This window comes from Mesorhizobium sp. M0048 (assembly GCF_040323405.1).
In the GTDB taxonomy this organism is placed as follows: Bacteria; Pseudomonadota; Alphaproteobacteria; order Rhizobiales; family Rhizobiaceae; genus Mesorhizobium.
Genome location: NZ_JAMYUV010000012.1, coordinates 62221 through 75878 on the forward strand (window position 1 = coordinate 62221; position 13658 = coordinate 75878).

15 protein-coding genes are annotated in these 13658 nt (G+C 63.5%); 14 read left to right on the top strand and 1 reads right to left on the bottom strand.

Annotation, left to right across the window (positions count from 1 at the left end):
- Positions 1 to 891: a DMT family transporter gene (locus NKJ84_RS14245; protein WP_352506961.1), complete on the bottom strand. Its 891-nt coding sequence runs from the start codon at positions 889 to 891 to the stop codon at positions 1 to 3.
- A 27-nt stretch (positions 892 to 918) separates the two neighbouring features.
- On the opposite strand from NKJ84_RS14245, the gene NKJ84_RS14250 reads away from it, so the two are divergent.
- From NKJ84_RS14250 to dhaK, 14 genes are all read left to right on the top strand, one after another.
- Positions 919 to 1608 (top strand): PIG-L deacetylase family protein, encoded by a 690-nt coding sequence (locus NKJ84_RS14250; RefSeq protein ID WP_352506962.1) that lies wholly within the window; start codon positions 919 to 921, stop codon positions 1606 to 1608.
- Positions 1609 to 1818: 210 nt separating this feature from the next.
- Positions 1819 to 3150 carry an ABC transporter substrate-binding protein gene (locus tag NKJ84_RS14255; RefSeq protein ID WP_254816117.1) on the top strand — a complete coding sequence of 444 codons (1332 nt, stop codon included), beginning with the start codon at positions 1819 to 1821 and terminating at the stop codon, positions 3148 to 3150.
- Between the two features lie 128 nt (positions 3151 to 3278).
- Positions 3279 to 4226 carry a carbohydrate ABC transporter permease gene (locus tag NKJ84_RS14260; protein WP_302893612.1) on the top strand — a complete coding sequence of 316 codons (948 nt, stop codon included), beginning with the start codon at positions 3279 to 3281 and terminating at the stop codon, positions 4224 to 4226.
- Complete coding sequence (locus NKJ84_RS14265) at positions 4223 to 5173, top strand: carbohydrate ABC transporter permease (protein ID WP_254816115.1); 951 nt, start codon at positions 4223 to 4225, stop codon at positions 5171 to 5173. Before NKJ84_RS14260 ends, NKJ84_RS14265 begins: the two co-directional genes overlap by 4 nt.
- Positions 5170 to 5370: a hypothetical protein gene (locus NKJ84_RS14270; protein ID WP_352479849.1), complete on the top strand. Its 201-nt coding sequence runs from the start codon at positions 5170 to 5172 to the stop codon at positions 5368 to 5370. Before NKJ84_RS14265 ends, NKJ84_RS14270 begins: the two co-directional genes overlap by 4 nt.
- 3 nt (positions 5371 to 5373) lie before the next feature.
- Positions 5374 to 6486, top strand: coding sequence for an ABC transporter ATP-binding protein (locus NKJ84_RS14275; RefSeq protein ID WP_352506963.1), 1113 nt, complete (start codon positions 5374 to 5376; stop codon positions 6484 to 6486).
- Entirely contained in the window at positions 6479 to 7492 is a 1014-nt protein-coding gene (locus NKJ84_RS14280; protein WP_352506964.1) for an ABC transporter ATP-binding protein, read from the top strand. The genes NKJ84_RS14275 and NKJ84_RS14280 overlap by 8 nt, the downstream gene beginning before the upstream one ends.
- 67 nt (positions 7493 to 7559) lie before the next feature.
- Complete coding sequence (locus NKJ84_RS14285) at positions 7560 to 9203, top strand: dihydroxyacetone kinase subunit DhaK (RefSeq protein WP_352506965.1); 1644 nt, start codon at positions 7560 to 7562, stop codon at positions 9201 to 9203.
- Between the two features lie 81 nt (positions 9204 to 9284).
- Complete coding sequence (dhaL, locus tag NKJ84_RS14290; RefSeq protein ID WP_352506967.1) at positions 9285 to 9887, top strand: dihydroxyacetone kinase subunit DhaL; 603 nt, start codon at positions 9285 to 9287, stop codon at positions 9885 to 9887.
- Positions 9884 to 10273, top strand: a complete 390-nt coding sequence (dhaM, locus tag NKJ84_RS14295) for a dihydroxyacetone kinase phosphoryl donor subunit DhaM (protein ID WP_352506968.1) — start codon at positions 9884 to 9886, stop codon at positions 10271 to 10273. Before dhaL ends, dhaM begins: the two co-directional genes overlap by 4 nt.
- Before the next feature lie 22 nt (positions 10274 to 10295).
- Positions 10296 to 10598 carry an HPr family phosphocarrier protein gene (locus NKJ84_RS14300; RefSeq protein WP_023676329.1) on the top strand — a complete coding sequence of 101 codons (303 nt, stop codon included), beginning with the start codon at positions 10296 to 10298 and terminating at the stop codon, positions 10596 to 10598.
- A complete protein-coding gene (gene ptsP / locus NKJ84_RS14305; protein WP_352506969.1) occupies positions 10582 to 12198 on the top strand; it encodes a phosphoenolpyruvate--protein phosphotransferase in 1617 nt (538 codons plus the stop codon). The genes NKJ84_RS14300 and ptsP overlap by 17 nt, the downstream gene beginning before the upstream one ends.
- Positions 12199 to 12206: 8 nt before the next feature.
- Positions 12207 to 12629: a hypothetical protein gene (locus NKJ84_RS14310; RefSeq protein ID WP_352479842.1), complete on the top strand. Its 423-nt coding sequence runs from the start codon at positions 12207 to 12209 to the stop codon at positions 12627 to 12629.
- 26 nt (positions 12630 to 12655) lie between these two features.
- Complete coding sequence (gene dhaK / locus NKJ84_RS14315) at positions 12656 to 13642, top strand: dihydroxyacetone kinase subunit DhaK (RefSeq protein WP_352506970.1); 987 nt, start codon at positions 12656 to 12658, stop codon at positions 13640 to 13642.
- Positions 13643 to 13658: the final 16 nt, after the last annotated feature.

Sequence of the window (13658 nt, forward strand, 5' to 3'; positions counted from 1 at the left end):
TCAAAGCCTGGTCCGCGAAAACGGGTTCCAGCGCACCGTGCCGAGCCGCACCTCCTCGCGCACCATCGTCAGCAGGCCGGAACCGCCGACCACGGCGAGCCCGACCAGCGACAGAAAATCCGGATATTCCCTGAAGAACAACGCACCTAGAAGCACCGCCCAGACGATCTGCGAATAATGCGTCGGCGCGATGCGGTTGGCCGGTGCGTATTTGACCGCCAGCAGATGCAGCAGCTGGCCGCCGGCGGTGAAGGCGCCGGCCAGCACCAGCCAGGCCCATTGCCTGCCATCCGGCAGCGAGAACGAGGTGGCCGCCACACCGACGCCGTTGAAGAACAGGCCGTAGCCGATCAGCACGCCGAGCATCGTCGTGCGCTTTTCCTGAGCGGCGAGCGAACGCATCAGGATGACATTGGTGGCGGCTAGGAAAGCGATGATGAACGCCGCCAGATGACCAAGATGCAACTCGCGAAAACCAGGCCTGACGACCAGCATGACCCCGGCAAAGCCAGCGACGACCGCAAGCCACCGCCAGGGGCCGACCTTCTCCTTGAGGACCAGCGTGGCCAGGATGGTGACGAACAGCGGCGCCAGGAAGATCAGCGCATAGACTTCCGCCAGCGGGATGGTGGTGAAGGCATAGACGCTGAGCACGCCCGACGCGATGCCGGCCAAGGCGCGGGCCTGTACCGCCCAGGGCCGGGTCGTGCGCCAGAAATCGCGCCAGCGCTCGCCTGGCGGCCTGGCAAAGAGCAGAAAGCAGCCGGCAAACAATGTCGAGAAGAAGCCGATCTCGAAGACGTTGAACTGCCCGCCCAGGCTTTTGACAACGGCGTCGCTGCACGAATAGCTTGCATAGGCGATGAGAGCGAGCAGAATTCCGTTGGGCACGTTTTTCCGTTTCCGGGAGAGATGAGAGTGAAGATATTGGCGCTTGGCGCGCATCCGGACGACATCGAGATCTTCATGTTCGGTACGATGGCGGCCTATGCCGCGCAAGGCGCAGAACTCTTTTTTGCCATAGCCACGGATGGCACCAGGGGCGGCTATGGCGATCCGGCCGCGCTTGCCCGCACGCGCCGCAAGGAGGCGACCGCGGCGGCCGGTCTGCTTGGCGTGACGCCGCGCTTCCTCGACTTTCCCGATGGCGCACTGGTGGCGGACGCCGCCCTGATCGGAGCGCTGAAAGCGCTGATCGGCGAGATAGGGCCGGATCTGGCGATCACCCATGCGCCGAACGACTATCATGGCGACCACCGCGCGCTGTCGGATGGCATGCGCATCGCCGCATCATTCTCGGTGCCGGTGCTGCATGCCGACACGTTCGGCGGCACCGGGTTTTCGCCAACGCATTACGTCGATACCTCCGGGCATTTCGATCTCAAGGCGGAGGCGATCCGGGCGCACCAGTCGCAGGATCCCGAGCGTTTCGTCGACGCGGCGCGCACGCAGAACGCCTTCCGCGCCGGCCAGTGCAACGGCCTAGCCGGATCATTCGCCGAGGCCTTCCGCTTCGAGCCGGTCTTCCCCTTCGCCGATATCCGCGCGCTGCTGCCGCCGGCCCCAGTGATCCGACCGGTGACGGTCAGCAACAAGACGGTGACCTAGGCAGGCCGCCGCAACTTCTCACGTTGGTTCCTATCCAGCATGCTGCGGTGCAGCAACGAATTCGCTTGCGTTGTTTAGTAAAAATTGCATCACTAAACAAATTACTAAACATCCGGGCGTTGCCGCCACTGTGTTTAGGCCCCGGAGGAGAGGGGTTTAGCGGGCTTTTGAAACCGTCATCCGGACGCGTTTCGCAAATGGGAGGAAGGCATGAAATCGACCTTTAAATTGGCGTTGGGTCTGGCCTCGGCACTCGTTGCGTCGACAGCCGTTTCGAACGTCGCGCAGGCAGAAGATCTGACGCTTTGCTGGGCAGCCTGGGACCCGGCCAACGCGCTTGTGGAATTATCCAAGGACTTCACCAAGGAAACCGGCATCGGCATGAAATTCGAATTCGTGCCGTGGACCAACTATGCCGACCGCTTTCTCAATGAGCTGAATTCGCACGGCAAGCTGTGCGACTTGATCATAGGCGACAGCCAGTGGATCGGCGGCGCCGCCGAGAACGGCCATTACGTCAAGCTGAACGACTTCTTCGACAAGGAGAAGATCAGCATGGACGATTTCGTGCCGGCGACCGTGGTCGGCTATTCGGAATGGCCGAAGAACTCGCCAAATTACTGGGCGCTGCCGGCCATGGGCGATGTCGTCGGCTGGACCTACCGCAAGGACTGGTTCTCCAAGCCGGAGCTGCAGAAGGAATTCAAGGAAAAGTATGGCTGGGATCTCGGCCCGCCGACGACCTTCGACCAGCTGAAGCAGATCGCCGAATTCTTCCAGAAACGCGAGATCGACGGCAAAACCGTCTATGGCGCGTCGATCTATACCGAGCGCGGCTCGGAAGGCATCACCATGGGCGCCATGGACGTACTCTACAGCTTCGGCTTCCAGTACGAAAACCCGAAAAAGCCCTACGAGATGGAAGGCTTCGTCAACTCCGATAAGTCGGTGAAGGGCCTGGAGTTCTACAAGGCGCTCTATGACTGCTGCACCCCTCCCGGCGCCTCGAACAGCTACATGGGCGAAGGCGTCGATGCCTTCAAATCCGGCCAGGTGGCGATGCACATGAACTTCGCCTTCACCTGGCCAGGCCTGCAGAAGGACGAGAATGTCGGCGGCGACAAGATAGGCTATTTCGTCAATCCCAAAGGTCCGGACGGCGACCAGTTCGCCCAGCTCGGCGGCCAGGGCATCTCGGTGGTCTCCTATTCCGACAAGCAGGAAGCCGCGCTCAAATACATCAAATGGTTCGCCAACAAGGACGTGCAGTCCAAATGGTGGTCGCTCGGCGGCTATTCCTGCCTCAACGCGGTCGTCAAGGACCCGGCCTTCCCGGCCAGCCAGCCCTACGCGCAGACCTTCCTCGACTCGATGGCCATCGTGAAGGACTTCTGGGCCGAGCCGAGCTATGCCCCGCTGTTGCAGGCCTCGCAGAAGCGCTTCCACGACTATGTCGTTGCCGGGCAAGGCTCGGCCAAGGATGCGCTCGACGGCCTCGTCAAGGACTGGACCGAGGTCTTCCAGGACGATGGCAAGATGTAACCGGGGCAAGATGTAACCGGCTCCTCCCGAGCCCATGACCGAACCGTCCCGTGCCGCCCTTGGCACGGGACACAGTTCAGATAAATTCCATTGTCGAGACGATCCAAGTGACCGAAGCAGGACTGACCATGCTCAATCGGACTGCGGACAGCGTTGCCCGGGCTACGCCCGAGCCGTTGGCCCGCAAGGTCCGGGGCATCAGCGACAAGGGCCTCGCCTGGCTGTTCATCTCGCCGACGATCCTGTTGCTTTTAGCCATCAACATCTTCCCGCTGTTCTGGGCGATCTATCTGTCCTTCACCAATTTTCGCGCCAATCGTCCCAATGAGGTGGTGAAGAACCTTGGGCTCGCGAACTACAAGCGCATCCTCGCCGACCAGGACATCTGGATCGCCATGCAGACGACAGCGCATTTCGTGTTCTGGACCATCCTGCTGCAGACGCTGATCGGCTTTACGCTGGCCTGGCTGATCGACCGCAAGTTCCGCGGGCACGCCTTCTGGACGACCATCATCCTGGTGCCGATGATGCTGTCGCCGGCGGTGGTCGGCAATTTCTGGCGCTTTCTCTACGAGCCGCAGATCGGGTTGTTCGCCTACGCCGTCTCGTTCGTCACCGGCATTCCGGCAACGCAGATCAGCATGCTCTCCAACGTGTCGCTGGCGCCATGGTCGATCATCATCGTCGACACCTGGATGTGGACGCCTTACGTGATGCTGATCTGCCTCGCCGGCCTGCGCTCGATCCCCGAATACATCTACGAAGCGGCCGAGGTCGACCGCGCCTCCAACTGGCGGCAGTTCTGGTCGATCACGCTGCCGATGGCGCTGCCCTTCATCATGCTGGCGGTGCTGTTCCGCGGCATCGAGAACTTCAAGATGTTCGACATGGTCAATTTGCTCACTGGCGGCGGGCCGGGATCGACCACCGAAGTGGCCTCGATCACGCTGAAGCGGCAGGCCTTCGAAAGCTGGCGGACGGGCTATTCCTCGGCCTTCGCCATCATCCTGTTCGTCGCGGTGTTCGGCCTGGCCAACATCTACGTCAAGGCACTGAACAAGGTGAAGCAGAGATGAGCCTGACGTCAGCCCATTCCGTTGTCGCACCCTCGGCCACGTCGAAGCGCGTCGCCGGCACGATCATCGTTGCCTACGCGCTGATCTCGATCGTGCCGCTGCTGTGGATCTTCGCCACCAGCTTCAAGACGCCGCCGGATTCGATCGCCTATCCGCCGAAGATCCTGTTCCAGCCGAGCCTCGAGGGCTACTGCAACTTGTTCTCGACCCGGACTCGGCAAACCCCGGAATACATCAACTCCCTGGGACCGGCGACGGGGGTCTGCGACGAGACGGTGCGCAAGCGCAATATGGTGATCGCCGGCCCGTCGAACTTCATGCCGCGCTTCGTCAATTCGCTGATCATCGCCTTCGGCTCGACGTTTTGCGCGGTGTTCCTCGGCACGCTGTCGGCCTATGGTTTTTCGCGCTTCAAGGTGCCGCTCGCCGACGACCTTCTGTTCTTCATCCTGTCGACGCGCATGATGCCGCCGATCGCGGTCGCGATTCCCATCTACCTGATGTATCGGGAGCTCGGACTGTCGGACACCGCGCTCGGCATGATCCTGCTCTACACGGCGGTCAACGTGTCGCTGGCAGTCTGGCTGCTGAAAGGCTTCATCGACGAGATCCCGCGCGAATATGAAGAGGCGGCGATGATCGACGGCTACACCAGGCTGCAGGCGTTCTGGCGCACCGTGCTGCCGCAGGCGACCACGGGCATTGCCGCGACCGCCATCTTCTGTCTGATCTTTGCCTGGAACGAATACGCCTTCGCTGCGCTGCTGACCTCGGGCACGGCGCAGACCGCGCCGCCCTTCATCCCGACCATCATCGGCGAAGGCGGCCAGGACTGGCCGGCGGTCGCGGCCGGCACGACGATCTTCCTGGTGCCGATCCTGGTCTTCACTATCCTGCTTCGCAAGCAATTGCTGCGCGGCATCACCTTCGGCGCGGTGCGCAAATGAGCCTGACCGTAAAACGCAAATCGCGCTGGCCCGTCTGGGCCAGGCGCGGACTGATGGAAAACGTCGCCACGGCGATCATCGCCATCGGCTTCCTGATGCTGTTCCAGCCCTTCGCGCTGGCGCTCTACACCTATTCGTTCGTCACCATGCTGGCCGGCACGGCGATGTTCATCATCGTCTCGAAATTTCCGGAGTAGACGATGGCTGAGATCAGGGTCGAACATCTGAGAAAGGCATTCGGCGATTTCGTCGCCGTGCAGGATTCCAACTTCGTCGTCGAGGACGGCGAATTCTTCGTCATGCTGGGGCCGTCGGGTTGCGGCAAGACGACGACGCTTCGTATGATCGCCGGGCTCGAACTGCCGACCGGCGGCAAGATCCTGCTTGGCGGCGAGGACGTCACCATGCGGCGTGCCCGCGAGCGCGACATCGCTTTTGTGTTCCAGCTGTTCGCGCTCTATCCGCACATGAATGTGAGAAAGAACATCGGTTTCCCGCTGCTGGCGCAAGGCATGCCAGGCGCTGAAATTCGGGCCAGGGTGGAAGAGACGGCGAAGCTGTTGCGGATCGACCATCTGCTCAACAAATCGGTCTCCGGGCTAGCCGGCGGCGATCGCCAGCGCGTGGCGCTCGGCCGCGCCATCGTGCGGCGGCCAAAATGTTTCCTGATGGACGAACCGCTCGGCACGCTCGACACCGAATTCCGCGATCTGATGGTCCATGAGCTGCGCGAATTGCACAACCGCATCCACGCCACCACCGTCTATGTCACGCACGACCAGATGGAAGCGATGTCGATGGCCGACAAGATCGCGGTGATGAACCATGGCGTCATCGAGCAGTTCGGCACGCCGCGTGAGATCTACGACCGGCCGGCGACGATGTTCGTCGCCGACTTCATCGGCTCGCCGCCGATGAATTTCCTCGGCTTCGACGGCGGCCTTTCAAAGGGCGCCAGGGAAGTTGTTGTGCAGGGCGCGACGGTGGCCGTGCCGGAGGTGCGCGAGGATGTCGCGCCGGCCGAGATGGCGCTTGGCATCCGACCGGAGCACATCCGCTTCGACGACGCTTCGAAGCTGCGCGGAGCTGTTTACGGCACGGAATATCTCGGCACCACCCAGATCGTGGCGGTGGAGACGGCAGACGGCATCATCAAGGCCAGGGTGCCGGCCGAAATCCGGCTCAATCCGGGCGATCATGTGGGCCTGGCGCTGAACAGCGCGCGGCTGTCGCTGTTCGCAAAAGGATCCGGCCGTGCGGTGCGCACCGAAATCCATGACTCGGCCTCCCAGGGGAGAGCGCATCATGGCTGACGTTCACATCAAAGGCGTGACAAAGGCTTTTGGCGAGCATGTCGCCGTCGACAATCTCGATTTGCATATCGCCGACGGGGAATTCGTCGTGCTGCTCGGGCCGACCGGCGCCGGCAAGACGACAACGCTCAGGCTGATCGCCGGGCTTGAGCGTCCGGAAGCGGGCTCGATCCATATTGCCGGCCACGACACGACGACGCTGTCGCCGGCCGAGCGCGACACCGCTTTCGTGTTCCAGCAATATTCGCTCTATCCGCATCTGTCGGTTTACGACAACCTCGCCTTTCCGCTGCGCTCGCCGGCGAGGAAAATGCCGGAGGATCAGATTCGCCGCCGCGTCGAGGACGTGGCCAAGATGGTGCGCATCCACCACAAGCTGAATAATCGCTCGACCAAACTCTCGGGCGGCGAAATGCAGCGCGTCGCCATCGGCCGCGCTTTGGTGCGCAAGCCGTCGATCTACCTGATGGACGAGCCGCTGTCGTCGCTCGACGCCAAGCTGCGCGCCGATCTCAGGCTCGAGCTGAAGCGTATACAGGCCGAACTCGGCGCCACCATGCTCTACGTCACCCATGACCAGATCGAAGCGATGACCATGGCCGACCGCATCGGCATCCTCGCCGACGGCGTGCTGGTCCAAATCGGTTCGCCGCGCACGATCTATTCTGAGCCGGCAAACCTTCACGTCGCGGCCAGGCTCGGCCAACCGGCAATCAATTTGTTGCCGGTCGGACTGCTGCCGGATGGCGGAGCGCCGGCGGGGACCAGGACAATCGGTGCGCGGACCGAACATCTTTCGATCGCGAAGGCGGCGAACGGCCATGCCGACGGCGTCGTCGATTGGGTCGAGCATCTCGGCGACCAGAACCATCTGCATGTGACGGTGGGGACCAGGAAGCTGGTGACGCTGACCGACCCCGACACCGACCTGGCGCAGGGCGACAGGATCATGATCCGCTATCGCTCGCCGCTGTATTTCGGCGCCGATGGGCGACGGCTGCTGTGAGCGCTGCGCGAGTGTTTTCCTGGCACCTTTCAACCGGCAATTTCGGGCACCGGAGTGGACCAATTCGATGAAGCATTTTTTCAATCGCAGGGATACGATCGTAACTGAGGCCCTGGACGGCTTTCTCGGCACGACCGGCACCGGCGATCTCGCCCGCCTCGACGGCTATCCCGAAATCAAGGTCGTCCTCCGTGCAGACTGGGACAAGAGCAAGGTCAGCATCATCTCCGGCGGCGGGGCCGGGCACGAACCCGCGCATGCCGGCTTCGTCGGCATGGGCATGCTCACGGCGGCGGTATCAGGCGAGATCTTTGCTTCGCCGAGCGTGGAAGCAGTATTGACGGCCATCCGCGCGGTGACCGGTCCCGCCGGGTGCCTGCTGATCGTCAAGAACTATACCGGCGATCGCCTCAACTTCGGCTTGGCCGCCGAGAAGGCGCGCGCCGAAGGCTTCCGCGTCGAGATGGTGATCGTCGCCGACGACATCGCCCTGCCTGATATTGCCCAGCCGCGCGGCGTTGCCGGCACCTTGTTCGTGCACAAGATCGCCGGCCACATGTCGGAAGCCGGCAACGATCTGTCGACGGTTGCCGCTGCTGCGCGGGCCGCGGCGGCGGATATCGTTTCCCTCGGCATATCGCTGTCATCCTGCTCGATCCCCGGTCAGAGCCATGACGAAAGATTTGGCGCCGACGACGCTGAACTCGGCCTCGGCATCCATGGCGAACCGGGCGTTGAGCGGATTGCGGTGCAAAGTGCCGAAAGGCTGGTTGCGATCATGTCGGAGCGCCTTGCCGCGCGGCTCGATCCCGCCAGCGACTACGCCTTGCTGATCAACAATCTCGGTTCGGTGCCACCGCTGGAAATGTTGCTTGTCGCCAATGCGGTGTTGACATCACCGCTGGCACGAAAGGTGACGCTGACGATCGGACCCGGGCAGCTTATGACCGCGCTCAACATGAACGGCTTTTCCTTGTCGCTGATCCGGCTCGATGCGCCGCGCGAAGCGGCGTTGAGGGCGCCGGTAGGCCCTCACGCCTGGCTGCCGGCAAGAGCCGTTCGCCAAGCCAGCGTCGTGCCGATGGCCAAAGCCGCCGGCCGGGGCAACGCGTCGAAAGCCAGCCCGGACGCACGCACCGAGCGGCTGGTGGTCGCCATCTGCGAACGGCTGATCTCGCTTGAAGGCGCGTTGAACGGACTGGACGCCAAGGCGGGAGACGGCGACACCGGATCGACTGTGGCGGCCGGTGCGCGCAGCGTGCTTGGCCGCCTTGCGGCGCTGCCGCTCGCCGACCCTGCCGCCACGCTGGCCGCCGTGGGCGACATCCTGAGTGCCAGCATGGGCGGCTCCAGCGGCGTGCTGTTGTCGATCTTCTTCACCGCCGCCGGGCAGGCGCTGGAGTCTGGCGAAACGCTTCCCAAGGCGCTTCTCGCCGGCCTCGATCGGATGTCCTTCTATGGTGGAGCGAGGATGGGCGATCGCACGATGGTCGATGCCTTGGAACCCGCCTTGAAGGCGCTGGATAGCGGCAGTCTGGAGGATGCGGCGGTCGCGGCGCGACGCGGCGCCGAGGCCACCGCTGCCATGCGCAAGGCCAAGGCCGGGCGGTCCGCCTATATTGGCAGCCAGCTCGACGGCGTGGTCGACCCCGGCGCCTTTGCCGTCGCCGAGGTCTTCACGGCCCTCGCTGCGTTGCTCGAACCCGCTTGACTGGGGAAAAGAATGCTTCAATTGCCGGATATGCAATTTTCTCGTACTGCCGGCAGCGTAGGGGCCAGGAGCATGGGTGATATGGCGGCAGCGGATATTTCCAGGCTGATCGAGGCGGCGGCAAACACCATCGCCGCCCATGCCGAAGAGCTGACCAGGCTCGACCAGGCCATCGGCGACGGCGACCATGGGCTCAACATGAAACGCGGCTTCGAGGCCGTGCGGGCCGAGGCCGGCGTGTTTGCGGCAAAGCCGTTGCCCGAGGCGCTGAAGGCGATCGGCACCAAACTGGTGATGACCGTCGGCGGAGCCTCCGGTCCCTTGTTCGGCACGCTGTTCATGGTGCTCGGCAAGGAGATTCCCGCGGCGCCGGATCGCGCCGATCTGGCGGCGGCCTTCGGCAAGGCGATTGAAGCAGTGGCCGCCAGAGGCAAGTCGCAGGCCGGGCAAAAAACCATGCTCGACGTGCTGCAGCCGGTGCACGAGGCCCTGCTGCAGGGAAAGGCGGCAGCGGACATCGCCGAGATCGCCGACAACGCAGCCGACGCGACTGTGCCGATGAAGGCGCTGCGTGGGCGCGCCTCCTTCCTTGGCGACCGTTCGATCGGTCATATGGATGCCGGCGCACGCTCGACCGCGCTTCTGGTGCGGGCCGTAGCCGAAGCAATCGAGAGGCGCGCATGAGCAATGTCGGCATCGTCATCGTCTCGCATTCGCCGCTGGTCGCCGAAGGCACCGCCGACATGGTGCGGCAGATGGTCGGCAACGAAGTGCCGCTTGCATGGTGCGGCGGAAACGGCCATGGCGGGCTGGGAACCAATGTCGAGGCGATCATAGGTGCCATCGACAAGGCCTGGTCGGAGGCGGGTGTCGCGATCCTCGTTGATCTCGGAGGTGCCGAGACCAATAGCGAGATGGCGATCGAGATGATCGGCGAACCACGCGCCCAGAAGATCGTCGTCTGCAATGCGCCGATCGTCGAAGGCGCGGTGATGGCGGCGACCGAGGCTTCCGGCGGCGCCTCGCTCAGGGAAGTGGTGGCGACGGCGCACGAATTGTCGCCGTCGTGAACGAACGGGAATTTTGACAAGCATGTCCGCAGCAGCCGAAGCCAGCGTCCTGATCACCCATGAGGTGGGGCTGCATGCGCGTCCTTCGGTGAAGTTCACCAAGCTTGCCAAGACGTTTTCGGCCGACGTCGAGATTGCGCTCGCCGCCAACGGGCCATGGTTCGACGCCAAGAGCATCGTCAAGGTGATGGCTGCGAAAGCGCCGAAAGGCACTGTCCTGCACATCAGAGCCAAAGGGGACGGCGCCGGCGAGGCGGTCGGAGCACTGGTCGAGCTGGTGCGCCGCGATTTCGACGAAGGCAAGGACCATGCCCGAACCGCTTAGGCTGCAGGGCATTTCGGCATCGGCCGGCTATGCCGAGGGGCCGCTGTTCGATCTGGACCAGGCTGCTGTGCGTTATGTCCGCAAGGCGACTGCCGCGGGCGAGAAGGCGGCGCTTGAGGCCGCCATCTCCATTGCCGCGGGCCGGCTCGCGACATTGATCGAAAGCAGCGACAGCGAGGCGGCCGCCATCCTCGAATTCCAGCTCGCCATGCTGGAGGACGACGCGCTGACCGGCCCGGCCTTTGCGCGAATTGCCGACGGCATGGCTGCTGATGTGGCTTGGCGAAAAGCGCTCGACGCCGAGATAGCCGGCTATGAAACATCCGAGCAGGACTATTTCCGGGCGCGCGCCGCCGACATGCGCGATATACGCGACCAGGTGCTGCGCGCGCTGACCGGGGGCGGCGACATTGCGCCGCCGGCGGGTGCGATCTTCTACGGCGAGGATATCGCACCGACGCGCTTCCTCGAAACCGACTGGAGTGCAGGCGGCGGCATAGCACTTACGGCAGGAAGTGCCGCAAGTCATGTCGCAATGCTGGCACGCTCACGCGGCGTGCCCATGGTGGTGGGGCTTGGGCTCATGGAGCGTGGGCTGGCCAGGCCAGGTGCTTCGCCGGCTCACCTTACCGGAATCGCACTGCTCGATGCCGAACATGGTGGCATCGTGTTGGCGCCTTCGAAAGCGGAGATCGCCATATTCCGGCGATCGTCGTCGTCTTTCGCGGCGCATCGCGGCAAAGCGGCAGCCTATCTGACAAGGCCGGCGGCAACGAAGACCGGCATAGGGGTCCGCGTGCAGGTGAATATCGCCGATCCGTCCGATGTCGACAGCATCGATGCTGCGGCGTGCGACGGTGTCGGGCTGATGCGGACCGAATTCCTGTTCGGCAAGACGCTGCCGGGCGAGGAGACGCAATATCGCGCCTACCGCAAAGTGCTGGAATGGGCAGGCGAGAGGCCGGTGACGATCCGTACTGTCGATGCGGGCGGCGATAAGCCTGTGCCGGGCCTCACCGTCGAAGAAGGTAATCCGTTCCTTGGCCTGCGCGGCATCAGGCTGTCGCTGATGCGTCCGGAGGTCTTTCGTGTGCAGATCCGCGCCTTGCTACGTGCCGCCATGCACGGCAATTTGAAGGTGATGTTCCCGATGATCGCCGTTCCGGAAGAGTATGAACACGCCACCGCGCTGTTCGCGGAGGAGCAGGCTGACCTTTTGGCGCGCGGCATCGCGCACAAAATGCCGCCGCTTGGCATCATGGTCGAGGTGCCGTCGGTGGCCATCGCACCGGAGGCATTCGCCAAGGCCGCCTTCTTCTCGATCGGTTCGAATGATTTGACCCAATACGTGATGGCGGCCGCGCGCGACAATGCGTCGGTCGCACATCTGAATTCCGTCAGGCACCCGGCCGTGCTCCGGCTGATCGCCTCCGTTGCGGCCTTCGGCCGCGGGCATAATATCCCGGTCAGCCTGTGTGGCGATGCCGGCGGCGACCCCGCCTCGATCCCGGCGCTGCTCGAAACCGGCCTGCGTGACCTCTCCGTCGCTCCCGCCCAACTCGCGATGGCCAAGGCGGCCATCGCGGACGTTTCGATCTAGGCCCCGGCATGGCTGACAAGGCGTCGCAATCCGGCCCCGAAGAGGCGATCCGCGCCTACAAGACGATCCTGTCGCAGGTGATCGACCAGCGCCCGTCCGGCATGCGCCAGCGCCTCGCCGACGCGCTTGGAAAACACCGCAGCTTCGTCACGCAGATTTCAAGCCCAGCCTACTCGACGCCGATCCCGTCGAAGCATTTGCCGGCTATCTTCTCCGTCTGCCATTTCAGCCCGGTCGAACGCGATCATTTCCTTGAGGCCTACCATCGGGCGCATCCGGGAAAGATGTCGCTGGCCGCAGGCATGCGCAAGACACGTCATGTCTCGCTGATCGTTCCCGATTTCGGCGACGACAAGCAGAACGCGGCGCTCGACCGGGCGGTCAACGATTTCATCCAGAAGATCACCAGCATCGCCGGCAAGGGCAGCTGACGCTGGGCTATTTCGGGAGGACAGCCATGAAGAAATTTCTGAATTCGGTCGATACGGTGCTGACCGAGAGCCTCGACGGCTTCGTTGCAGCGCATGCCGATATCCTGGCGCTTGGCGAGGAACACAAATTCATCCGCCGCAAGCTGCTCAAGCCGGGCAAGGTGGCGCTGATCTCCGGCGGCGGCTCGGGTCACGAGCCGCTGCATGGTGGGTTCGTCGGGCACGGCATGCTGGATGCCGCCTGCCCCGGCCAGGTATTCACCTCGCCGACGCCTGACCAGGTGATGGCGGCGGCCGAAGTCGTCAATACGGGCGCCGGCTGCCTGTTCATCGTCAAGAACTACGAGGGCGACGTGATGAATTTCGACATGGCCGCTGAAATGTCGGAAGGCGTGATGCAAATCGTGACCAATGACGACGTCGCGGTCGAAAACTCGTCCTACACAACCGGCCGGCGCGGCGTCGCCGGTACGCTGGTGGTCGAGAAAATCGTCGGCGCGGCGGCCGAAGAAGGCATGCCACTGGAGCCGTTGAAGGCGCTGGGCGAGCGCGTCAACGGCGCGACGCGCTCGATGGGCGTGGCGCTGACCAGTTGCACCGTGCCGGCGGCGGGCAGGCCGACCTTCGATATCGGCGACGGCGAGATGGAGTTCGGGGTCGGCATCCATGGCGAGGCCGGAAGGCGGCGTGACACATTGAAAAGCGCCGACGCCATCACCGACGAGATCTGTACCGCAATCCTGGGTGACCTGGGCGACGGTGCCAGAGGCCAGGCACTGCTCTTCGTCAACGGCTTTGGCGGCACACCGTTGATGGAGCTTTACCTGATGTACAACAGCGCCCGCAAACTCTTCGAGAAGCACGGCGTCACGGTAACCCGGTCGCTGGTCGGGTCCTATGTTACCTCCCTCGACATGGCCGGCTGTTCGATCACGCTGAGCATGCTCGACGACGAGGCGGCTGTTTGGTGGGATGCACCGGTACATACGGCCGCGCTGCGCTGGGGCATGTAGCGGCGGAGAATGCCCT

What these genes read in the sequence shown, in the direction of transcription:
- NKJ84_RS14255 (WP_254816117.1), top strand. Translation starts at nt 1,819, where the DNA reads ATGAAATCGACCTTTAAATTGGCGTTGGGTCTGGCCTCGGCACTCGTT.
- NKJ84_RS14260 (WP_302893612.1), top strand. Translation starts at nt 3,279, where the DNA reads ATGCTCAATCGGACTGCGGACAGCGTTGCCCGGGCTACGCCCGAGCCG.
- NKJ84_RS14265 (WP_254816115.1), top strand. Translation starts at nt 4,223, where the DNA reads ATGAGCCTGACGTCAGCCCATTCCGTTGTCGCACCCTCGGCCACGTCG.
- NKJ84_RS14270 (WP_352479849.1), top strand. Translation starts at nt 5,170, where the DNA reads ATGAGCCTGACCGTAAAACGCAAATCGCGCTGGCCCGTCTGGGCCAGG.
- NKJ84_RS14275 (WP_352506963.1), top strand. Translation starts at nt 5,374, where the DNA reads ATGGCTGAGATCAGGGTCGAACATCTGAGAAAGGCATTCGGCGATTTC.
- NKJ84_RS14280 (WP_352506964.1), top strand. Translation starts at nt 6,479, where the DNA reads ATGGCTGACGTTCACATCAAAGGCGTGACAAAGGCTTTTGGCGAGCAT.
- NKJ84_RS14285 (WP_352506965.1), top strand. Translation starts at nt 7,560, where the DNA reads ATGAAGCATTTTTTCAATCGCAGGGATACGATCGTAACTGAGGCCCTG.
- dhaL (WP_352506967.1), top strand. Translation starts at nt 9,285, where the DNA reads ATGGCGGCAGCGGATATTTCCAGGCTGATCGAGGCGGCGGCAAACACC.
- dhaM (WP_352506968.1), top strand. Translation starts at nt 9,884, where the DNA reads ATGAGCAATGTCGGCATCGTCATCGTCTCGCATTCGCCGCTGGTCGCC.
- NKJ84_RS14300 (WP_023676329.1), top strand. Translation starts at nt 10,296, where the DNA reads ATGTCCGCAGCAGCCGAAGCCAGCGTCCTGATCACCCATGAGGTGGGG.
- ptsP (WP_352506969.1), top strand. Translation starts at nt 10,582, where the DNA reads ATGCCCGAACCGCTTAGGCTGCAGGGCATTTCGGCATCGGCCGGCTAT.
- NKJ84_RS14310 (WP_352479842.1), top strand. Translation starts at nt 12,207, where the DNA reads ATGGCTGACAAGGCGTCGCAATCCGGCCCCGAAGAGGCGATCCGCGCC.
- dhaK (WP_352506970.1), top strand. Translation starts at nt 12,656, where the DNA reads ATGAAGAAATTTCTGAATTCGGTCGATACGGTGCTGACCGAGAGCCTC.